The organism is Marinobacter sp. 2_MG-2023 (assembly GCF_030546935.1).
GTDB lineage: Bacteria > Pseudomonadota > Gammaproteobacteria > Pseudomonadales > Oleiphilaceae > Marinobacter.
The window spans coordinates 1-21200 of record NZ_JAUOPH010000008.1; the positions used below are offsets into that span (position 1 = coordinate 1).

At 53.9% G+C, this 21200-nt stretch carries 18 protein-coding genes; 9 read left to right on the forward strand and 9 right to left on the reverse strand.

Features of this window, described 5'->3' with window-relative positions; translation table 11 throughout:
- Nucleotides 1-137: 137 nt before the first annotated feature.
- From Q4501_RS17530 to Q4501_RS17565, 8 genes are all read right to left on the reverse strand, one after another.
- On the reverse strand, nt 138-818 hold the full coding sequence (locus tag Q4501_RS17530; protein WP_303597556.1) for a sensor histidine kinase KdpD: 681 nt from the start codon (nt 816-818) through the stop codon (nt 138-140).
- Nucleotides 815-2464, reverse strand: coding sequence for a response regulator (locus Q4501_RS17535; protein ID WP_303597557.1), 1650 nt, complete (start codon nt 2462-2464; stop codon nt 815-817). The genes Q4501_RS17530 and Q4501_RS17535 overlap by 4 nt, the downstream gene beginning before the upstream one ends.
- On the reverse strand, nt 2461-5979 hold the full coding sequence (locus tag Q4501_RS17540; protein ID WP_303597558.1) for a PAS domain-containing hybrid sensor histidine kinase/response regulator: 3519 nt from the start codon (nt 5977-5979) through the stop codon (nt 2461-2463). The genes Q4501_RS17535 and Q4501_RS17540 overlap by 4 nt, the downstream gene beginning before the upstream one ends.
- 52 nt (nt 5980-6031) lie before the next feature.
- The gene (locus Q4501_RS17545) at nt 6032-6538 is read right to left on the reverse strand and encodes a hypothetical protein (protein WP_303597559.1); all 507 of its coding nucleotides are present in this window, start codon (nt 6536-6538) and stop codon (nt 6032-6034) included.
- 97 nt (nt 6539-6635) lie between these two features.
- Nucleotides 6636-8402 (reverse strand): sodium:solute symporter family protein, encoded by a 1767-nt coding sequence (locus Q4501_RS17550; RefSeq protein ID WP_303597560.1) that lies wholly within the window; start codon nt 8400-8402, stop codon nt 6636-6638.
- 4 nt (nt 8403-8406) lie between these two features.
- Nucleotides 8407-8670 (reverse strand): DUF4212 domain-containing protein, encoded by a 264-nt coding sequence (locus Q4501_RS17555; RefSeq protein ID WP_303597561.1) that lies wholly within the window; start codon nt 8668-8670, stop codon nt 8407-8409.
- A gap of 211 nt (nt 8671-8881) precedes the next feature.
- The gene (locus Q4501_RS17560; protein ID WP_303597562.1) at nt 8882-9589 is read right to left on the reverse strand and encodes a PolC-type DNA polymerase III; all 708 of its coding nucleotides are present in this window, start codon (nt 9587-9589) and stop codon (nt 8882-8884) included.
- A gap of 17 nt (nt 9590-9606) precedes the next feature.
- Nucleotides 9607-11523: a putative nucleotidyltransferase substrate binding domain-containing protein gene (locus Q4501_RS17565; RefSeq protein ID WP_303597563.1), complete on the reverse strand. Its 1917-nt coding sequence runs from the start codon at nt 11521-11523 to the stop codon at nt 9607-9609.
- 183 nt (nt 11524-11706) lie between these two features.
- Between Q4501_RS17565 and smrA the strand changes: the two genes are divergently transcribed.
- The 9 genes from smrA (at nt 11707) to Q4501_RS17610 (ending at nt 19332) form a co-directional block, all read left to right on the forward strand.
- On the forward strand, nt 11707-12288 hold the full coding sequence (gene smrA / locus Q4501_RS17570) for a DNA endonuclease SmrA (protein WP_303597564.1): 582 nt from the start codon (nt 11707-11709) through the stop codon (nt 12286-12288).
- Between the two features lie 62 nt (nt 12289-12350).
- Nucleotides 12351-12542, forward strand: coding sequence for a hypothetical protein (locus Q4501_RS17575; RefSeq protein ID WP_303597565.1), 192 nt, complete (start codon nt 12351-12353; stop codon nt 12540-12542).
- 92 nt (nt 12543-12634) lie between these two features.
- Nucleotides 12635-13159 carry a (2Fe-2S)-binding protein gene (locus Q4501_RS17580; protein ID WP_303597566.1) on the forward strand — a complete coding sequence of 175 codons (525 nt, stop codon included), beginning with the start codon at nt 12635-12637 and terminating at the stop codon, nt 13157-13159.
- 1 nt (nt 13160) lies between these two features.
- A complete protein-coding gene (locus Q4501_RS17585; protein WP_303597567.1) occupies nt 13161-15365 on the forward strand; it encodes a xanthine dehydrogenase family protein molybdopterin-binding subunit in 2205 nt (734 codons plus the stop codon).
- On the forward strand, nt 15358-16383 hold the full coding sequence (locus Q4501_RS17590) for an XdhC family protein (RefSeq protein WP_303597568.1): 1026 nt from the start codon (nt 15358-15360) through the stop codon (nt 16381-16383). Before Q4501_RS17585 ends, Q4501_RS17590 begins: the two co-directional genes overlap by 8 nt.
- A gap of 3 nt (nt 16384-16386) precedes the next feature.
- Nucleotides 16387-17013 (forward strand): methylthioribulose 1-phosphate dehydratase, encoded by a 627-nt coding sequence (locus Q4501_RS17595; protein ID WP_303597569.1) that lies wholly within the window; start codon nt 16387-16389, stop codon nt 17011-17013.
- Nucleotides 17010-17570, forward strand: a complete 561-nt coding sequence (locus Q4501_RS17600) for an acireductone dioxygenase (protein ID WP_303597570.1) — start codon at nt 17010-17012, stop codon at nt 17568-17570. The genes Q4501_RS17595 and Q4501_RS17600 overlap by 4 nt, the downstream gene beginning before the upstream one ends.
- A complete protein-coding gene (mtnC, locus tag Q4501_RS17605; protein WP_303597571.1) occupies nt 17567-18256 on the forward strand; it encodes an acireductone synthase in 690 nt (229 codons plus the stop codon). The genes Q4501_RS17600 and mtnC overlap by 4 nt, the downstream gene beginning before the upstream one ends.
- Before the next feature lie 20 nt (nt 18257-18276).
- Nucleotides 18277-19332 carry a DUF3080 domain-containing protein gene (locus Q4501_RS17610; protein ID WP_303597572.1) on the forward strand — a complete coding sequence of 352 codons (1056 nt, stop codon included), beginning with the start codon at nt 18277-18279 and terminating at the stop codon, nt 19330-19332.
- A gap of 30 nt (nt 19333-19362) precedes the next feature.
- Here Q4501_RS17610 and Q4501_RS17615 read toward each other — a convergent pair whose 3' ends face one another.
- Nucleotides 19363-21177 carry a GspE/PulE family protein gene (locus Q4501_RS17615; protein ID WP_303597573.1) on the reverse strand — a complete coding sequence of 605 codons (1815 nt, stop codon included), beginning with the start codon at nt 21175-21177 and terminating at the stop codon, nt 19363-19365.
- Nucleotides 21178-21200: the final 23 nt, after the last annotated feature.

The following is a 21200-nucleotide window of genomic DNA, read 5'->3' on the forward strand; positions in this document are numbered from 1 at the left end:
TGAGAGTAGGTCATCGTCAGACTCTTAATACCGAAAAGCCCCGACAGCTTCGCTGCCGGGGCTTTTTTTTGTTTGAATTATGGCTCAAAAAATTGACTGTTTAGTTGTTCCGGGAGCTGTAGTAGTCGTTGCTGCTGTTATGGAAGCCAGATCTCGAATACACCGCCCCCAAGGGGTCCGTCATTGTGCAGCTTGATGTAACCAGTTCGCTCTCCCTCGCTGTGGAGGTCTGCTACAGCAGAAACGAAGAATAAACCAAGGCTTGTGCTGCCAGTGTTAAAGTCCAGGGATTTGAAGCTCAGCGTGCCGGTATGCTGCATGCTTTCCGGATAACCCTCACCATCATCTTCCACACCGATAACGAGATAACCATCACGCTCATTGGCGGTTAGCCTGATTCTCGATTTGGTATAACGAATAGCATTGTTGAGTGTGTTATTAAGGGCGCCTGTAAGCAGGTCAGCATCGAAAAAACCATTGATTGGGTCGGCATCAATGTCGTAGTCGATGCCCAAGCCTTTCAGGAGCGGGGTGTGTCTGGCTAGGTGCTGAGCTAGAAAGTCGGGAACAAAGTGCTCTTCAATGTGTGCAGAAAGGTTGTTGTCACCCAGTCTGTAGATTCCCAGAAGCTGTACGAGGTCGTTGTGTATCCGTTCAGCTTCATACTGCAGAGTATTAAACTTGGTGAAGTCATTGAGTTTGTCCTCGTTCTCTGCCCTTAGTTCATCGAGAGAATTTAGCAGCATTCCCAGAGAATTCTTCATGTCATGTACGGCAAGAGCCAGAACCATGGAGAAGTCGATATTCCGGTTTTTCATAGGTTCAGTGCCTTCAATTTGCGTTGCAGAGCGCGGTAGCGGCGATATTGTCCGTGCTGCTCCGGCAGTTTAGTCAATTGATTGAGATACTGCTGGCAGCTCTTGAGGAGCTCTTTGTTCGACGTGTCGCCTTCATACTCCTTCATCAGAACCTGAACCTGATTAAGATTCAGGGCAGGGTGGTCCGGAATCATCTCAAGTGCTTTCCCAAATATGCTCTTGGCCTTCTTGAGATTACCTGACTCAAATGCTTCTATCCCATCCCGGTTCAGACCACGAGCTCTGACTTTCATCCGAAAGCTAACGGGTTCATCCAGCAGGCTTTCGATCTTCTTGAGAGTGACTGGGTCATCGCCGAATTGATTCGACAAGTCTCCAAGAAGCGATTTTGCTTCCTCGCCGTAACCAAGGCGGAAGAGTGTCTTTGCATAGTCCAGGCTGGTTTCAAGGTCGGGTGAAGGCATCTTCTGAACTAAGGGGCGAATGCGCTCAAGTATTACCTCGGCTTTGTGGGCCTGCTCTTGGCCGGCGTATATTCGGCATTGAATAATCTCGCTGCGGAGAACGACAGCGTCGCTATCGGGAAATCGCTTTTCCATACTGTTGAGAGTTTTAATAGCCTCTTTGGCGAGTGCTATTCCCTCGATCTCTGTATTACCGTCGCTGAGGTCACCTAGCGTTTGGCTGAGTGCAAGATAATTGTTTGGACTGTCGTGAATGGAGTGCGTCCCGAGGTCAACAGTTCGCCGCCATGCCTCTGCTGCTGTAACCAAGTCCTGGTTCGACTCTGCCAACTCTGCCAAGTGCTTCTGGCGAAGCAGGGCATTGGGTGAATAATTAGTCGCCCGCTCGAGAACTTTCTGTGCCTGGCTCGGCTTGTTCTGGCGCTCTAGCCCCTCCGCGAGAAGGTCGTAAGCCTCCATGTAGTCTGGATGGCTGGCGATCAGTGCCCGCAGACCCGCGACAGCTTCATCGTAGCGATGGTTAGCCAGCAGTACTTTGCTGCGTCCGAACCGCGCCCAAGACAGCTCTCTCTGGGAAAGGACCTCATCGTATACTTTAATCGCATGGGTAAGATCGCCTAGCCGAAAATAGAGCTCGCCGAGGGTTTTCATGAGCCAGGTTTTATGGCGTGGCATCCGGGGAATAGCCTGAATGCATAGTGAGATAGCTTCCGGGTAATTTTCCCGGTCGATCTCCCGGTTGATCGGAAGCAAAGCATTACGTTGGCTAATCAGGCTACCGAGACGTTTTTCCAGCATAGCGAGGTTGATTGGTTTGGTAAGGTAGGCATCCGGCTGGTACTCACGGGCGCCCATAACCATTTCCCTTGACGTCTCTGATGTCACCATTAGAAACAGGGATGACCGTTGGAGCAGCTTTTTGTGACGAAGTTCTTCCAGGATATGCTGGCCGTTCTTGCCTTCCCCAAGATTGTAGTCGCAGAGAACCACGTCAACGTGATTATATGTGCAGTACTGAACAGCAGCCTGGGCGCGTGTAACCAGTTCGATGTTATCTGCGCCGCAGCTGCGAAGCATGTGACGCATAGAAAGCCGGAAGTTCTCGAAGTCGTCGATTACAAGGTAGGCGAGTTTGCCGAATGCACTCGCATCAGAGCCGGACTTGATGTCAGGTGCACTCATGAGCGCTTCTGTTTCAGCAGTTTGTTCACCATGGCCCTCAACGCCGCGGGTTTAACCGGTTTGTAGAGGATTTGATAACCTCTTTCGATCGCATCTTCGCGAACTTCCGTTGCCATATATCCGGTTATCAAGATGCCCGGTATGTCGTGCCCAACTGCGATGCGTATGGCGTCCATCGCGTCGAGACCATTCTTGTCATCATCAAGCTGGTAGTCCGCAAGTATAATGTCGGGTTGTTTGGAGTGTAATTGCTCCAGGGCATCATCGAGGCTATGAGCTGCGGTAATATCGCACTGCCAATTCCCCAGAAGCGCCACCATTCCCTGCAAAATGGCAGGGTCATTATCGATGCAAAGTACTTTCAGCCCTCCGAGGCTGGAGACTCTCCGGGAGCTGGGAGCCGCTGCTTCAGCAACTTGGCTTGGCTGATGCGAGGAGGTGAGAGGAACAGTTATGCCGAATACGCTACCCTTGCCCTGAACGGATTGGACACTTACGGGATGGTTCAGTATCCCGCTGATACGGTCAACGATTGCCAGCCCCAGGCCCAGCCCTTTTTTGTCCCGGCCTTGCTGAAAGCGCCGGAATTCCTCAAAAATGAAGGTCAGCTGGTCTTCCGGTATGCCCGGGCCGGTATCCCACACCTCTATGCGCAGATACCCCTTCAAGCGGCGGCAACCCAACAGAATTTTTCCTTCTGGCGTATAGCGTATGGCGTTGGACAGGAAGTTCTGTACCACACGGCGTAAGAGCTTGGAGTCGGAGCGAGCCCAGGCACTGCTTGGCACGACGTGAAGCTTTAGACCCTGGTCTTCGGCAATGGCGGTAAAGTCGGTAGCCAGGTGGCGCATAATGTCGCTAACCGGGAATACTCCAATGTCTGGCTCAAGCGCCCCGGCATCAAGCTTGGAAATGTCGAGCAGGGTACTGATGATTTCTTCTGCAGCTCCGAGCGAGCTGTCGATGTGATCTACGAGTTCCTTGTTTTCGGCATTATTGGCTTTCCCGGCAAGGGCAGAGGTAAACAACCGTGCCGCATTCAGTGGCTGCAGTAGGTCGTGACTGGCAGACGCAAGAAAGCGGGTTTTGCTCTGGTTTGCCTGCTCGGCAACAGACTTCGCTTTGAGCATTTGCTCGTTGATTACCTGGAGCTCCTGCGTGCGTTCTCTAACCCGCTGTTCCAGGTAGATGTTGGTTTCTTTCAGTGCTTGTTCAGTGCGGCGCATCGCCGTAATGTCCTGGAATGTCGTGACATAGCCCCCACCCGGGATCGGACTACCATCTACAAGCACGACTGTCCCGTCTGGCCGCTGGCGTTCGTAAGAAATATGCTGACCTTCACGCATACTGGCGTAGTGGTTCGTGATGATTTCATCGATACGGCGAGCCGGAAGGTTTGCGTTGGTGAGGTTGTAGCGCATCAGGTCTTCGGCTGGGCGCCCAACTCGTACAAAGCCTTTCGGGTAAGTGAAGAGCTCCAGATAACGGTGGTTCCAGACCACCAGCTGCTGTTGCTGGTTAACGACAGAGACGCCAATGCTTATATTCTCGATCGCTGACTGCAGCAACTCCCTGCTGAAAGTCATGGCTTGAGATGCTTCGTCAACGATACTGACCACATCTTCAATCTGCATGTCGCGACCCGTGAGAGTCGATTCCAGAACCACCCGGGCGGTGGAGGCGCCTATTACAGACGCCAGTTGGCGTTCTATATATTTCATCAAATGAGATGAAGCCGGGCGATGTGGGTGGAGTCTTATGGCGTTGCGTCGTCCATAATTACGGAAAATGATCTCCGAGCGTTCCTCTCCCATGAACCTGTCAGTAAGAGCTTGCAGGTCTGCTGTGAGTATTTCCCCCTGCCAGCTTTGATGCTGAACCGTATCCCCTTTGGGGCTGGGCTCATGAAAAAATGAGGCAATCTGGATTTTCTCGCGCACTCGTTGGCGGGTGAGCAGTGAGAGTGTTATGTACACCAGAGTATTGATACCGAGGCTCCAGATAATGCCATGGCTGGTCTGGTCGAGTTCAAGCCCGAACAGCGCTGTGGGCCTTGTCCAGCTCAGGCCCCAGATACCCTGGTTGATCAGGGAGTCGGTGAACCAGCCTGTAGAAGCCAGTGCCGGGAGCAGTAGCGTGTAACACCACATTAGAAAGCCCAAACCGAGCCCCCAGGTTGCACCTGTAGCGTTTCCGCGACGCCAGAGGATACCTCCGACCAGGGCAGGGCCGAACTGCGCGGCAGCGGCAAATGACAGCAACCCGAATGATGTCAGGCTGTAATCCTCTCCTGCCATCCGGTAGAAGCCGTAGGCCGTCAGTAGAACAACGAAAATCGCCACCCTGCGAATGCCAAGCAGCAAAAAACTCAGATCCGCCTGGCGGTTCATCCTTGGACGGAAAAACTTGAGCAGCGCTGGCATGATGATTTCATTGCTCACCATCGTGGCAATGGCGACGGAGCAGACGATTACCATGGCAGCAGCAGCGGATCCGCCACCCAGGAAGGCGAGGATGGCCAGCCATTCTTTGCCCGCCATGATTGGTAACTGCAGGATCAGGATATCCGGGTCACCGCCTACGGCCTCAGGCGCCAACAAACCTGCAGCAGCAATAGGCAAAACGAAAGCGCTGGCTACCACCAGATAGATTGGCATAGCCCAACGCGCAACTTCAAAATCCCGGGGGTCGGCATTCTCGACGACCATGACGTGAAACTGTCTTGGCAAGCAGATGATGGCGAGCATCGCCACCAGGGTTTGGGTAATAAAGGCAGGAGCTTCGATAGCATCAGTGGTCAGAATGCCAGTCAGGTCAGCCTGCTGTATATTTGCAAACAGGTCCCCAAAGCCGTTATAGAGCCCGTATCCAACAAAAAGTCCGACGGCAACAAAGGCAACAAGTTTGATAAGCGATTCAAAAGCAACGGCTTGAATCATGCCTCGATGGTGTTCGGTGGACTCCAGATGGCGAGTGCCAAACAGCACCGTGAATACTGTCAGGGCCAGGGTTATGTACCAGGCGGCATCGTTCCAGGCCGCAGTAGTCAGCCCCCCTGCATCGGAGCCCGTGTCCGATAAAACACTGAAGCCCATGGCAATAGCTTTCAGCTGCAATGCGATATAGGGCACGCTGCCAATCAACGCAAAGGCCGCGATCATGGCGGCTAACAGCTGTGACTTGCCGTACCGGGAAGCAATGAAATCCGCTATGGATGTGCTGTTGTTGCGTTTGCTTATGTGAATAATGCGGCGCAGGAGTGGTGCGCCGAAAATAAAGACCAGCAGGGGCCCCAGGTAGATTGGCAAAAAGCCCAGCCCTTCCTGGGTGGCACGGCCAACGGCGCCGTAAAATGTCCATGAAGTAAAGTAGACCGCCAGTGACAGCGAATACACATGGGTTCGTGCAAGGCGTTTGCGATAGAGCCCGGGGTGCTTGTCTCCTGCCCACGCGATGATAAACAGAATCGAAATGTAGGTTATAGAGATTAAAACCAGCAGCCAGGCACTAATCATATTTATAAACTTCCGTCAGGTCGTGCGAATTACCTGGTTCCTTACCGAAATATCAGCCAGCACATACGGTAGAGAAAAGTGGGTCGTTTCGGTCAAGAACTTTGAGGTTGTCTACCCTTGGCGTTCCATCGGAGCCAATGGGGACGACTTCGCGGGTCTTGCAGTTAATAATATGAACCCGGTGTGAAACCGTATCTGTCATTTTCTGCTCAAAACGGTAGAGCGTGAACCGGATGATCTCCGGGTTGTCGGTGTCCTGTGCGATGCTGTCCGTATCCACAGTGGAGAACGCTGTTACATAAGGGAATGCCAGCGACCAGGGGCGCCAGAAAATCCCTTTGCTCTCTGTGCTCACAACCACAGCTTCATCTGGCAGACGTGACTGTTTATGGTCAAACCAGATGTATTCGCCGTAGATAAGATAGCCAAGCATACCAGCTCCGGCAAATACCGGAATAATCCACTTAGGCGCCCTGCTGCGGGTGGCCGCCCGGATTCCCAGGGCGATGCCGGCGGCGCCCAGCCCGCAGAATACAGTGGCTACAAGAGTCCAGAACATAAATGTGATTCCTTAAAAAAGAACGGGCTTCCTCTTAGAGGAAGCCCGTTCAGTAATAACCTGTCAACTCAATGAGTAAAGCAGGTCGGGTTGTTGCTTAGTGGTCTTGAGCTTGTCCCGCACCACGTGGGTAGCGAACGCTCTCAACCAGCTCCTGAATTTCAACGGGCGGCTCTTCAGTCGCGTTGGATACAGCGAAGGCTACCGCAAAGTTGACGATGGCACCAATTGCACCAATCGACAGTGGGGAGATGCCGAGTACCCAGTTCGCCGGAGTATCCGCAAGATTTGCAGTACCCGGTATAAAGAACCATCCCTTGTACACAAAGATGTAGGTCAGGGTGAACGCCAAGCCGCACAGCATACCTGCAATTGCGCCGGTGTTGTTAATGCGTTTGGAGAAGATACCCATCATCAGAGTCGGGAACAGGGATGCGGCGGCGATACCAAATGCCAGTGCCACAACCTGAGCCGCGAATCCGGGAGGATTGGCGCCAAGGTATGTTGCCACAACTATCGCTACGGCCATCGATATACGGGCTGCCAACAGCTCGCCTTTATCCGTAATGCCCGGGTTGATTGAGCCTTTGATCAAGTCGTGACTGATTGCCGACGATATCGCAAGAAGCAGGCCTGCTGCTGTCGATAGTGCGGCAGCCAGACCACCTGCGGCTATCAGACCGATAACCCAGCCAGGGAGATTGGCAATTTCCGGGTTGGCAAGTACCAGAATGTCACGGTTTACGTCCAACTCATTGCCTTCCCAGCCGCGAGCATCAGCCTCAGCCTGGAATGACGGTGCATCGTTGTAAAGCTGGATGCGGCCATCTTCGTTTTTGTCTTCAAACTGTATCAGACCCGTAACTTCCCACTCTTTGACCCACTGTGGACGAGCGTCATATTCAATCGGCTCGGCGGCAGTGCCATCAGGATAGATGGTTGTCATCAGGTTCAGTCGAGCCATGGACGCAACAGCCGGGGCTGTAAGGTACAGCAGCGCGATGAATACCAGTGCCCAGCCAGCAGACCAGCGAGCATCTGCAACTTTGGGAACGGTGAAGAAGCGAATGATAACGTGCGGAAGACCGGCAGTACCGATCATCAATGTCAGAGTGAACAGCACCATGTTCAGGTGGCTATCAACATCCGCAGTGTATTCGTTGAAGCCGACGTCGCTGATGATCTGATTCAGCTTATCGAGAATCGGCATTCCGGAATCAATATGAGTAGAGAACAGGCCAAGTGCAGGAATCGGGTTGCCGGTCAGCTGCAGCGAGATGAACACTGCGGGGATGGTGTAGGCAATGATCAGTACGCAGTACTGAGCAACCTGTGTATAGGTGATGCCCTTCATGCCACCAAGTACGGAGTAGATGAAGATGACGACAGCTGCAATCATCAGGCCTGTGGTGGAGTCAACTTCCAGGAAGCGGGAGAAAGCTACACCGGCACCAGCCATCTGGCCGATAACATAAGTCAAAGATGCAACGATCAGGCAGATAACCGCAACCAGGCGCGCATTTTTGCTGTAGAACCGATCGCCGATAAACTCCGGAACCGTGAACTTGCCAAACTTGCGCAGGTAAGGTGCCAGGAGCATAGCCAGTAGAACATAACCGCCTGTCCAGCCCATCAGGTAGGCAGAACTTGCATAGCCGCTAGCAGCGATGATGCCTGCCATGGAAATAAAGGATGCCGCAGACATCCAGTCGGCACCAATTGCCATGCCGTTGGTTATAGGGTGAACGCCGCCACCGGCAACGTAGAAGTCTTTGGTGCTGCCAGCCTTGGCCCAGATGGCGATAAGAATGTAGATGAGGAATGACCCACCTACGAACATGATATTGATTCCAAATTGGCTCATACGCTTATTCCTCGCTCACGCCGAATTGTTCATCGATTTTGTTCATGCGCCACGCGTAGTGGAAAATCAGAGCAATGAACGTGAGGATGGAGCCTTGTTGAGCGAACCAGAAACCCAGATCTGTGCCGCCGATAGGGATACCGGCGAGCATAGGCCGCAGAAGAATTCCGAAGCCGTAAGAAACCAGAGCCCAGACAATCAGGCTCCCGAATATAAGGCGAAGATTCGCCTTCCAGTACTTTTCAGCGTCGTAACTATGACCTGACATAGGATTACTCCTGTCTTGTTGTTGTTGATCTATGGTGGTTTTTCGGTGAGCTGAGCGAGCCAGAGAGTTTATTATTCATATTAGTACTTCCCCTACTTGTTCTCCTCTACGACTCTACCTGTCAATCGATTTATAGATATTGGCAAAAAGTCTAATTCTGGGAAGTTTGCTGTGACAGGCGTCTGTTTTTTAGTGGTTTCAAATACTTGGGCTATATGCGGTGTATATCTTTCAGGCGGCGCTGGTACCGCAATTTGTCGTGCAGTTCCCGGAGGGTTTTCAGACCGTTCTTACGGGCTTTGTTCAGGGCAATCAGAGTCAGTTCAGCAGTCGCCAGCGCGTCTGAAGCTGCGTGGTGTCTTGCGCTGACCTCCAGTCCAAAGTGGTCCGCCCAGTTATCCAGGCCTTTACCTTTGGTAAGGGCGTCCGGGAAAAATGCGGGCAGAATGTCAGCTACGTCCATCCAGGTATGGTTTTGGGTGTAGCCAAGCTCTGCCTTCAGGGTTTTCTCCAGAAACTTCTGGTCAAATGCCGAGTGGTAGGCGAGTACCGGGTCGCCATTCATCCATTCCAGTAGAAACAGCAGTGCATCTTCGGTTTCATGTCCCTGGGTCAGCGCCTCGGGTCCTATACCGTGAATAAGGACAGTCTTCGTGATGTCCAGCTCGGGGCGCTTCAGGATCAGGTCAAACTGATCGCTGAGGTCAATTGCTCCCCCCTTGATCGCGACGGCACCAACAGCAATGACTTCATCCTTGGCTGGATGTAGCCCTGTAGTTTCCAGGTCGAGGACGATCAAGCGGCATTCGGAAAGCAGCTGATCACCCGGGGTTTTAGGGTTGGGCATGTTCTCTGGCGCGGTGTTACCGGTTTGGCCAGCGCGGCGACGTTCAATCCACTGTCTGATCTGTTCCAACATGGGGCGGCAGCCTGGATTCAGAGTTGGTAGGTAACTTCGAGTTTCTGCTGCAAGCGCTGGGCCTGCCGGAAAGACTCACGGAGAATGCGCCGGTCTAACTGGTTCAGATCATCCGGATCTATGTAGTTGGAGAGCTCTTCGCCCCGCTCAAGCATTTCCTGATGTGACCGCATGCGGATGGCCTGAATCAGGCTGTAAGCATCTTTCCAGGCAGCGGCGTCTTTTGCTTCGAAGACCTCTTTCTCAACCAGTTCGTCCATTCTCTCAAGCGTATTTGCGCTTTTAACTCCGTTGGCAAGTGCAAAAACGCGTACGGCCTCAACGAAAGGTGCGAGGCCCTGGCGTTTCAGATCGAGGCTATGCTTTTTACCCTCAGACACAAAGCGAAAGTTCCGGAACATAGTCAGTGCCGGTTTTCTCTGAAACGCATTCCCGGCTAGCATCTTCTGGAAAAGGGCATTTTTGCGGACCCTTGTTGAAACTCTGTCCAGCAATTCGTCCAACTGCTCTTTTGGTCCGAATACCGCGCGCATATCCAGGAAAATAGAGGAGTAGACAAGATTTTGCGGTGTGGATGCATCGATGAAGCGGACAAACCAGTCATCCCATTCGCGATCGCTCAGGCACAGTTTTGGGTTGCTGGCCATAATGTTTCCCTTGCACAGGGTAAAGCCGCACTCTGCAAGCTCGTCGTTGACGACACGGGCGAACGGCAGCAGTTTTTCCCTGACCTGGTCTTCCGTCATGCCCTCCGGTGTCTGGAAAAGTATGCCGTTGTCCTGGTCTGTCAGCAGCGTTTGCTCCTGCCGTCCTTCGCTGCCAAAGGTCAGCCAGGTGAAAGGAATGCCCGGATCGTTTTTCTTGATGTTGAGCTCAAGTACCCGTCGCACAGTAACGTCGTTGAGCGTGGTAATAATTTTCACAACCTGACCGGAGTCGGCACCATGGGCCATCATGGCATCGACCAGTCTGGAGACGTCGGTGCGCAAACTGACCAGGGTTCGTAAATGCGTTGCGGTACCTATGGTGCGGGCGAGATTAACCAGATCGACGCGCTGCAAAGAGAAAAGGTCCCGCTCCGAAACCATTCCTATCAGGCGGTTGTCTTCATCGACCACACAAAGGTGAGCGAAGTGATGCTCGGCCATCAACATGGCTGCATCAAAAGCATCCGCATGGGCTCTCAGGCAGCAGGGGTTTTTGGTCATTGTCTGGCGAACCGGCGAGTCCAGGGTGCAGGTCTCTTCCGCAATCATGGTGCGCAGGTCGCGTAGGGTGAAAATGCCTGTTGGATGCCGGCTGTCATCGGTAATGACAATGCTGCCAACGTTGTTTTCGTGCATTCGCGCAACGGCCTTGCGTATCGGCAAATCCGGAGAGCATACAATGGGGTTGCGATGGGCATAGCGTTCGAGAGGTGTGCTCAGAGATATGCTGGACCCTATGGATGCCATGGCGCCGGTTTGTATACGCTGGTTAACCTGGTCGAGCAAGCTGCTGACACCGCGCAAACAGAAATCCCGGAAGGGTTCACTTTCGGAAATCAGGGTAACAAAGGTGTTCTGCTCTATGCTCAGGCAGAAGGTATCGCCAGTCGCACGATGTAGCGTTCGAGTTGGGCGTTCGCCTATGATGGCGGCTAGAGGAAAACACTCTCCCTGGCTGATCTCAAACGTGGTTTCTGTCTTTTCAGCCTTTTCATTATGACGTTCGCCACGGATCCGTCCCTGTTTTACAACGTAAAACCTGTTAACGATTCCGTCTTCAGCAGAAAGGACCACATCGCCATCTGCATAGAAGCGCAGTGTGGCGTGTTCGGCGAAGTGGGCGAGATGGTCGTCGTCCATATTTGAGAAGGGTGCATGCGCCTGCAGGAACCCCATAATAGAACGGGTATTCTGGGGGCGTGTCGTGTCCTGATTCGCTGCTGCCATAGCCGGTTCCACTTGCTCGTTATTATTGTCAACTAACAGTGTAGTCCACAGGTGTGGGTGTTCACTCTACGATTTTGGTCGCAATGTGATGATCATAGCACCGCGCAATCTCCCCGTTTTCTTTATGGGGAACGCGCCGGGTGGTAAAATTCTCCCATTCAAAAGGTTATTTAAAGCACGGCCATGACTACCAAAAATGATCGCCTCAGCTTTCTTGAGGAAATGAAGGATGTCCGGCGCATCCGAAAGCCCAATCGCGCCGAGATAGCCACACCCCGTGAGCTGACGCCCGGCCATCTGGAGCGTCAGCGGGCCGCTGTTGAGAAACCATTCAGCGACGCTAACCCACTGACCTCTGACATTGTCGATCCTTTAACGGCGCACGACATACTGTGCTGGCAGCGGCCCGGTATTCAGCATGGGGTTTTTCGCAAGTTCAGGTTGGGCCAGTACCCCATCGAAGCCAGGTTGGATCTGCACCGGATGACGGTCGAGCAGGCACGCAGGGATGTATTCAGGTTTATTGGTGATTGTGTCCGCTATGGCCTGCGTTCAGTCATCATCCTTCATGGAAAGGGAGAACGTAATCCCGACGGGGTGGCACAGCTCAAGAGCTATCTCGCGAAATGGCTTCCGGAACTCTCAGATGTGCTGGCGTTTCATTCGGCCCAAAAACACCATGGTGGAACCGGTGCAGTCTATGTCATGGTGCGGAAAGGTGAGCGGGAAAAGCAGAGTAACCGGGAGATCCACGGTACACGCTAAGAACTACAAGGTGTCGGTTACCGTAAATATTTGGCCAATTCATTGTTAAGCAGGAGTTTAGTATGAAGAAAACGTTATTAATGATGTTTTCGGTTCTGGTTCTGGCAGGTTGTCAGGATCGGGTCATCTGGGACGATAACGGTAAGGTTGAAAGTGCGACAGAGAACCGGGAGATCTGGGATTCTAATGGAAAAATGAAAACCGGAGAACGGGACATCTGGACCAACAAAGAGGGCGAGAAAGTTATTAAATAAAGGCGTGCAAGATGCCTGACAGATACGTTTCGGCAAAGATAAAACTAATAACCCGGAAGACAGAGCCGGGACGATAACGGGAGAGAGTAGGCATGGCACTGAGCCTTACAGTTAACGGCGAGCTGCACTCGTTGGATATAGAGGGTGATACCCCTTTGTTGTGGGTATTACGCGATGAACTGGGGCTCAAGGGCACCAAGTTCGGGTGTGGCGCGGGCCTTTGCGGTGCCTGCACGGTGCATCTGAATGGGCAGCCTGTGCGTTCCTGCTCTACATGGGCAGAGGCCGCAGTGGGTGGTGAAGTGACGACCATTGAAGGTCTGGCAGAGGATGGTAAGCTGCACGCCCTGCAAAATGCCTGGATTGCAGAGGGTGTGCCGCAGTGTGGCTACTGCCAGTCTGGCCAGATCATGAGTGCGGCTCACCTTTTGGCAACCAATCCGGCGCCAGCCCGGGACGATGTTGTGGCGGCTATGACCGGCAACCTTTGCCGGTGCGGCACCTACTCGCGAATTATTGCCGCAGTTGAGTCTGTGGTTGAAAGCTCTTCGGTGGAAAACTCTTCGGTAGATAGCTCTCTGGCTTACGATGCGGCAGTCGTCAGGGAGATAAGCTGATATGACGATGAACCGACGCGACTTTCTCAAGGTAAGTGCTGGAACGTCTGGCACTTTGATGCTGTCCCTATCGCTCCCTGGGTGTTCCGGAATGCCGACTGGATACAAGCAGGAGACGGGTGAGTGGAAGCCGGATGCCTGGCTTGAAATAACGAATAACGACGAAGTTCATTTTACACTGGCCCGGGTTGAGATGGGGCAGGGTACCTATACCGGGCTTACCACTCTGATTGCAGAAGAGCTGGAAGTTGAACCGGCGGCGATCACTCCCAGATTTGCGCCTGTGGCGCCGGAATATCGCAATCCTTTGTACAAATTACAGTTAACCGGTGGCAGTACCAGTATAGCGACGAGCTGGGAGCCGTTGCGCACGGCAGGTGCGTCGGCGCGGCAGATGCTCATTATGGCAGCAGCGAGAGTATGGCAGGTGGATGCAGCCGAATGTTCGGCTCGCGAAGGCCGGGTGATTCACCCCAATGGTCGGGAGTCCATGCGCTACGGGCAGTTGGTAGAGTTGGCATCGAAAGAAGTCCTTCGCGGTGATATCGCACTGAAACCGGCTGCCGAGTGGAAGTACATTGGCAAGCAGGGGGGCAAGCTTGATGCCCACGCCAAGTCTACTGGTACAGCAGTTTATGGCATTGATGTTGAGCTGCCCGGAATGGTTTATGGCGTGGTAAGCCGGCCGCCCCGTTACGGTGCCAGAATCAAGGCGTTCAATGGGGACGAACTCCGCGCCATGCCCGGCGTCCTCGATGTGTTTGAGATTGAGCGCGGTGTCGCGATCGTCGCCGACAAGTACTGGCGCGCGCGAAAAGCTCAGGATGCCTTGAAGGCTGAGTGGGATAATGAGGATGCGCTGTCGCTTTCTACCGACGAGGTGTTTGCATCCTACCGCAAGGCCGCCGATAAGGATCCCGGGGAGTCTGAGCGCAGCGAAGGCGACTATGAAGCTGCTGTTGGCGAAGCAGGGAAGGTATTTGAGGCGGAATACAGCCAACCCTACCTGGCTCACTCCACCCTGGAACCCATGAATGCCACCGCATGGTACCGCGGTAACACCATCGAAGTCTGGGCGCCGACCCAGGCTCCGGATCTCGGCCGTATTGCCGCAGCCCGGGTAACCAATCTTTCTCCGAGTGACGTTACGATCAATACCACCTTTCTAGGTGGCGGCTTTGGTCGTCGCCTGACTCAGGACTACATCGAAGAAGCCGCAGCCGTTGCATATCGGATGAAAAAACCGGTAAAGCTGATCTGGTCGCGGGAAGAAGATACGCAGCACGATTTGTATCGCCCGGCCATGTTGCACCGGATGCAGGCTGGCCTTGAGGGCAACCAACTGACCGGTTGGCACCATCAAATCATAGGCCCCCAGCTATTGGATTGGTATGTACGCAACGCCGCACCAGCTCAGTATCCCTGGGCGCCGAAGTTCATGTACGACACCCTGGGTAAGGTAGGCTTGCTCGCCGAAGGTATCGCCACGCCCAAGGATATGTCCGCCATTGAAGGCGCCATAGAGTACCCCTACAACGTAGCCAATATAGACATCCGCCACACCCATACCGACCCCGGCGTCCCCGTGACGTTCTGGCGCTCGGTGGGCTACTCCCACAATGGCTTTGCTGTTGAAACCTTCACGGATGAACTGGCTTACGAAACCGGACAAGATCCCTATCAGTTCCGCCGCAAACTGCTGGTGGGTCAGCCCCGTCATCTGGAAGTGCTCGACAGAGCTGCCCGCATAGCCGGCTGGAATACGCCTGTTCCGGAAGGTCGCGGGCGTGGCATAGCCCTTTTCAAGAGCTTTGGAACCTTTGTTGCTCAGGTAGTGGAAGCTGGTGTGGAGAACGGAAGCATCAAGGTTTACAAAGTGGCTTGTGCCGTGGATTGCGGCCAGGTGGTTAACCCGCGCATCGTAGAAGACCAGATAGAAGGCGGGATTATCTTCGGACTGACCGCTGCACTCTACGGCGAGATAACCCTCGAAGATGGTGAGGTGCAGCAGAGCAACTTTCACGATTACCAACTGATGCGCCAATATGAATTGCCAGAAATAACGGTAGATGTTGTGCAGAGCAGCGAAGCGCCAACAGGCGTTGGCGAGCCAGGTGTGCCCCCGGTCATACCGGCTCTGGGTAATGCGCTATTTGCGCTGACCGGCAAACGTCAGCGCAGCTTGCCTCTGAAAGCTGATGCCTGACACCTCAGCGGGTCCGATGGCCGGAGCCCATGAATCGGTCATCAAAGATGTTTTGTCATGGCTTGAGCAAGGCCGGCGGGTATGGTTGTGCACCATTGTGGACACCTGGGGATCATCACCGCGCCCGGCAGGCTCGTGGCTGGCGGTCAATGATTCAGGGCAATGGAGTGGTTCCGTGTCGGGCGGCTGTCTGGAGGAAGATCTCCTGCGCCGTACCGTCGAGGAGGGCGCGGACTACCCGGTTCTCGTCGATTACGGCATCACTGATAACGACCGTGACGATTTCCGTTTGCCGTGTGGGGGCAGTATCCGGTTGCTGGTAGAGCCGTTGGGTAATGCTTCTGGTACAAACAGTGCAGCAATTGAGCATGTGCGACAGTTGGCGGAATCGCTGAAAGACCGGGGCTCAGCCATGCGTCGCGTTAGCCTGCAGGGTAGCATTGCTTTGGAACTTGCAGTGCCTGGTGCTCGCCCGGGAGTTGTATTTAATGGTGAAGAGTTACGCCACACGCTGCAGCCTGAGTGCCGGCTGTTGCTGATCGGAGCCGGTGAGGTAGCCCGTTATGTGGCTGAGTTTGCGGTCGCCGCGGACTTTAACGTAACTCTGTGTGAGCCGCGGGAAGCCTTTGCATCCGGTTGGGGTTACGACCACCTGCCACTTGATCGGCGTTTGCCGGACGACTTGATTACTGGTTTTTTTGACGACCCATGTTGTGGCGTGCTCGCACTGGCCCATGATCCGCGAATCGACGACATGGGTTTGCTGGCGGCGCTTGAGTCCAGCGCCTTCTACATCGGTGCAATGGGGTCCGCTCGAACGTCTGAGGCGCGGCGCGCTCGCCTGGCCTCCCTTGGCGTTGATGAAAATGTTTTGAAGCGATTACGGGCGCCGATAGGTGTTGATATTCCCAGTAAAACCCCTGCAGAAATCGCCATTTCTGTTGTTGCTGATCTGATCAAAGAGCGGCATCATTTGCGAACAGCCTTCGAGCCCTACACTTCAACCTTGGGAAAATAATCCGTGTTTGATGTAAGCCGTTTCGCCATTGTTGCCCAGTCCATCATGGACGCCGGGCGTTTTCTGTTCGGGCGGGGATGGTCTCCGGCTACGAGCAGCAACTATTCGGCCCGTTTGGATAGTGACCACATCGCCATCACAGTATCAGGCCGGCATAAGGGCGAACTGGAGGCGGGTGATGTCATGGTAGTCGATCTTGATGGCAGGCCGGTGCAGAGTAATTGCCGTGCCTCGGCAGAAACCTTGTTACATACGTCGCTGTATCAGATCTTTCCAGATGCAGGAGCCGTTCTCCACACACACTCCGTGAGCGCAACGGTTCTGAGTCGGCTGTTGCCTGAAGGCGCCTCACTGAAGCTTGAAGGCTATGAATTGCAAAAAGCGTTTGATGGCATTGATACCCACGAATCGATTTTGACAGTGCCGGTTTTCGAGAACACTCAGGACATTGAGGCGTTGGCACGGGAAACCCGGGAATGGTTTATGGCAAACCCGGAACAGCCGGGCTACCTGATCCGCGGGCACGGGCTATACACCTGGGGTAAAACTATGGCGGATTGCCTTCGGCACGTGGAAGCCTTTGAATTTCTGTTTGAATGTGAACTTGCAACTATGAGGGTTCGCCCATGACGACTCTGAGCATTTTTCATACACATAACCCCAGTGCAGCTGGAACAGTGACCAGTGATGCAGTAGAAATTGGTCAATTATTAAACAATGTCGGTGTTCGCTTTGAGCGCTGGCCAACGCAGGATTTGCCGGCGGACGCGTCCCCTGAGCAGATCCTGGAGGCCTACAGCGAGGAGGTTGCGAAGCTGAAGGCAGAGAGTGGTTTTCAGACTGCCGATGTTGTGAGCCTCAACCCGGGCAACCCGCAGAAAGAGGCATTCCGGCAGAAGTTCCTGGATGAGCACACCCACAGTGAAGATGAGGTGCGCTTTTTCGTACGCGGGCAGGGAATATTCTATTTGCACCTTGGTGATCAGGTGTTTGCTGTGCAGTGCCAGAGAAACGACCTGATCAGCGTACCCGAAGGTACCCGCCACTGGTTTGATATGGGGCCGGAGCCTGAGTTCACCTGCATTCGGCTGTTTACCAATCCTGAGGGTTGGGTTGCAGAGTTTACCGGAGAAGATATTGCCGAGCGCCTGCCGCGTTTTGAGGCGCTGGAGAGGACAACTCTATGATACGCGTGATTCTTACCGATATTGAAGGCACAACCAGCTCGATTTCTTTTGTGCACGATGTGTTGTTTCCCTACACCACTGAGCATATGCCGGGATTTATTCGTGATCAGCAGGATGATCCCGAAGTGTCAGAGCAGCTTGACCTGTTAGCAGAACAATCCGGTACGGACCGGGGCGATGTGGAAGCGCTGATAGAAACGCTCCAGTCCTGGATTCGTGAAGACCGGAAGGCAACGCCGCTTAAGACGCTCCAGGGTTTGGTATGGGAGCAGGGTTATCAGCATGGTGAGTTGAAAGGCCATATCTATGAAGATGCCGCAAAGTACCTTCAGCAGTGGCACGATCGTGGGCTGCGCTTATACGTTTATTCCTCCGGTTCGGTAAAAGCCCAGAAACTGATTTTTGGCTTTTCCAGTGCCGGCGATTGTACGCCGTTTTTCTCCGGTTATTTCGATACCCGGATCGGTGGCAAAAAAGAGCCAGATGCCTATCGTAATATTCTCAGTGAACTTGGTGTAGAGGCTGGAACCGTAATGTTCCTGTCCGATGTCGAAGCTGAGCTTGAGGCCGCGGAGGCCGCAGGTATGAAAACCGCCTGGTTGATTCGGGACTCTGAGGTGCCAGAAACAGAACGATTTGTTGCCCGAAACTTTGCCGAAGTGGACGCCCTGCTGCAAAAGCGATAGCCAACAGCTGTGAGGTAACCATGCCCGGAAACCGACCTGTCAGGCTGTTTGCCTCCTGCGTGATTCTGCTTCTGCTGGCGGGTTGCAACCCTTTTTCAGAGGTTCGTCCGATGATGGACGAATACGTAGAGAGGGTTAGCCGTGTGCTGGACACAGAGCCCGAGTATTCCCGGATTCCTGCCACGGACCAGATGCCAAGGCGCCGCAACCGTGTGTTGCCTATGCCCGAGCTCGAACTGAGCATGCTGGATTTTTTGTCGTTATACGGTTGTGAGCTGCAATACGTGGTTGGCGAGAAAAATTCCGTTATGGGCAAGGTGATGCAGCCCCTTAACCGCCTGCGCTATGAAGTTCGCTTTATCCGCGCTGCCGGTGATTGCCTGAAAACGGTCGAAAATGATGAACTTCAGGAAGTTTTAAAAAAGGCTATTGCCAGTAAACGCGAAACACTGCCAATTGCTGTCTGGAATGCGACTTGGGGCGTGGAAGAAGTGGAAACACTGTTCACGCTTGCCAAGGGCGAGTACCCGATTGCGGCTGACGATCCGCTCTCGGATCTTGCTCGGGACGTTCGTCAACTAAACGGCTCTGTGGCGGTACTGATGGAGCAGGATCTTGAGGTGGACCTGGGCTTTTGGGGTGATGTGCATCAACGCTGGCAGGCGGAGTATCGGGCAGGCCAGTTGATTAACAGCGCCCGGCTTGTCACAGCCCGCCTCGGGGATGCCACAGGCATTATCCGTCAGCGGCTTGATAGCCGCCCGCTATGCCTTAATGGCAAGCCAAATAACCAGTCTGACATAGTTCAGAGCATGTTTTTCAGTATCTATATCGAGAAAGTACAACCCTATCTCGCGGACTTGCGGCGTGCACGCACAGATCTGATTAAGCCACTATCCGAGCTGGCAACCATGCAGGCTGATGTTATGCCCGATCAGTTTCGCGTGTGGTATCAATCAGCGCTGGCTCTGGGCGGGCGTGAAAGCGTATGGGCGAGCCTGGATGCCGCAGTAAATACTCATACCAAAGCCTGGCAAGCGCTGCTGGAGCAGTGTGGGTTGAGGCCCGGGGCCTAACCTTCGTGACTCTTCTGGTTATATCCGCTGTCAGCGCTGGCTTTCCGGCGTTACCCTGAGAATTTCCTCAACGGTGGTCAGGCCGCTGGCTACCTTTTGTGCGCCGCTTAGACGCAGTGATTTCATACCCTCCCGGTAGGCGCTCAGTCGCAGCTTTTCCAGTTCGCATTCATCGGTAATCTGACTCGTTAGCGCGCCTGAAAGCGTCATGATCTCGTATACGCCAGCGCGACCAAGGTAACCTGTATTGCGACACTCCAGGCAACCAACCGGCTTGTGGAACTCTTGTGGTGCAGGTGCTTTCCAGGGTCTTGTGAGAGTCTGCCACGCCTGAACATCAACCGGGGCCGGCGCTTTACAATGGGGGCAGAGGGTGCGCACCAGGCGTTGGGCCATAACCCCCAGTACTGTTGCACGAATCAGATACGGAGGAATACCCAACTCCATCATTCGGGTCAAGGCGCTTGGCGCATCGTTTGTATGCAAGGTTGAGAGTACCAGATGACCGGTGAGTGCTGCTTGCACTGCCATTTCAGCGGTTTCCAGGTCACGGATTTCACCGATCATGATGATGTCCGGATCCTGCCTCAGCAAAGCCCGGACACCGGAGGCAAAGGTAAGGTCTATATTGGTTTGGACCTGCATCTGATTGAATGCGGCCTCAACCATCTCGATAGGGTCCTCAATAGTGCAGACATTAAGCTCGGCAGTCGCAATTTGTTTCAGTGTGGAGTACAGCGTTGTGGTTTTGCCGGAGCCCGTAGGACCAGTGACCAGCACTATTCCGTGGGGCTTCGAGGTTGCCTCCTGCCAGCGCTCCCGGTCATCTCGGCTGAACCCCAGTTGTTCGTAGGATTTCAGCAAGACGTCCGGATCAAATATCCGCATCACCATCTTTTCCCCGAATGCCGTCGGCATGGTGGCCAGTCGCAGCTCTACTTCTTTGTTGTCGGGCTTTCGGGTTTTCAGGCGGCCATCTTGTGGCCGGCGCTTTTCGGCGACGTTCAGGCGCCCCAGAATCTTGAGCCGGCTGGTAATAGCCATGCCTACGTGTTCAGGGAACTCATAAACGCTGTGCAAAACGCCGTCAATCCGGAAACGAACATGGGTCAGCGTTCGTCTTGGTTCAATGTGAATGTCGGATGCGCGCTGATCAAAGGCGTACTGCAACAGCCAATCGACGATGCGCACAACGTGTTGGTCATTGGCATCTGCACTGTCACTGGCCCCCAGGTCCAGAAGCTGCTCCAGATTCTGATGGCCTGCGCTATTACCCGGCGCCTGGCTGCCGCTGGCTTTATTGACGGAATTTGCAAGCTGGTAAAACTCCACGGAATAACGGCGGATATTTTCAGGATTCGCTACCACGCGGCGGATGTCTTTGCGCAAGGCCTGCCGCAGGTTGCCTTCCCAGTCATTCTTGAAGGGTTCGGCACTGGCTACCAGGATCTCGTCCTGCCTGATCTCTACAGCCAGAATGCCGTGGCGCTGGGCGAACGCATATGACATGACTCGGGCAATCGCAGGTGTATCTATTTTCAGCGGATCAATGTGGTAATAGGGCTGGTCAGCCCAGCCTGCCAGCCATTGCGTTAGTCGCTCAAGATCCAGGGTCGCACCGCTTTTTTCACTGGAAAGAGCGGCAATCGCCACCAGCTCCAAAGGATGACGTTTTGCTGACTGATTGCTGGCTGCGCCCAGGTTGGCAGAAAGCACGCGTTCTGCGTCTTCCTGGCTGATTTCGCCGTCGCTCACCAGTGCTGTGCAGATATCCCGCAAAGTCAGCGTGCTTCTGGGTGGCGCTGGCGGTCGTGATGGTTGCGTTGTTTTGTTGGGCTCGGCCATTAAGTATCACTTTCCGGTGCTGG

Excerpts from the sequence above, each read along its gene's own strand:
- smrA (WP_303597564.1), top strand. The coding sequence starts at position 11,707 with ATGACTACCAAAAATGATCGCCTCAGCTTTCTTGAGGAAATGAAGGAT.
- Q4501_RS17535 (WP_303597557.1), bottom strand. The coding sequence starts at position 2,464 with ATGAGTGCACCTGACATCAAGTCCGGCTCTGATGCGAGTGCATTCGGC.
- Q4501_RS17550 (WP_303597560.1), bottom strand. The coding sequence starts at position 8,402 with ATGAGCCAATTTGGAATCAATATCATGTTCGTAGGTGGGTCATTCCTC.
- Q4501_RS17560 (WP_303597562.1), bottom strand. The coding sequence starts at position 9,589 with ATGTTGGAACAGATCAGACAGTGGATTGAACGTCGCCGCGCTGGCCAA.
- Q4501_RS17530 (WP_303597556.1), bottom strand. The coding sequence starts at position 818 with ATGAAAAACCGGAATATCGACTTCTCCATGGTTCTGGCTCTTGCCGTA.
- Q4501_RS17590 (WP_303597568.1), top strand. The coding sequence starts at position 15,358 with ATGCCTGACACCTCAGCGGGTCCGATGGCCGGAGCCCATGAATCGGTC.
- Q4501_RS17615 (WP_303597573.1), bottom strand. The coding sequence starts at position 21,177 with ATGGCCGAGCCCAACAAAACAACGCAACCATCACGACCGCCAGCGCCA.
- Q4501_RS17555 (WP_303597561.1), bottom strand. The coding sequence starts at position 8,670 with ATGTCAGGTCATAGTTACGACGCTGAAAAGTACTGGAAGGCGAATCTT.
- Q4501_RS17565 (WP_303597563.1), bottom strand. The coding sequence starts at position 11,523 with ATGGCAGCAGCGAATCAGGACACGACACGCCCCCAGAATACCCGTTCT.
- Q4501_RS17545 (WP_303597559.1), bottom strand. The coding sequence starts at position 6,538 with ATGTTCTGGACTCTTGTAGCCACTGTATTCTGCGGGCTGGGCGCCGCC.
- mtnC (WP_303597571.1), top strand. The coding sequence starts at position 17,567 with ATGATACGCGTGATTCTTACCGATATTGAAGGCACAACCAGCTCGATT.
- Q4501_RS17610 (WP_303597572.1), top strand. The coding sequence starts at position 18,277 with ATGCCCGGAAACCGACCTGTCAGGCTGTTTGCCTCCTGCGTGATTCTG.
- Q4501_RS17585 (WP_303597567.1), top strand. The coding sequence starts at position 13,161 with ATGACGATGAACCGACGCGACTTTCTCAAGGTAAGTGCTGGAACGTCT.
- Q4501_RS17575 (WP_303597565.1), top strand. The coding sequence starts at position 12,351 with ATGAAGAAAACGTTATTAATGATGTTTTCGGTTCTGGTTCTGGCAGGT.
- Q4501_RS17600 (WP_303597570.1), top strand. The coding sequence starts at position 17,010 with ATGACGACTCTGAGCATTTTTCATACACATAACCCCAGTGCAGCTGGA.
- Q4501_RS17580 (WP_303597566.1), top strand. The coding sequence starts at position 12,635 with ATGGCACTGAGCCTTACAGTTAACGGCGAGCTGCACTCGTTGGATATA.
- Q4501_RS17540 (WP_303597558.1), bottom strand. The coding sequence starts at position 5,979 with ATGATTAGTGCCTGGCTGCTGGTTTTAATCTCTATAACCTACATTTCG.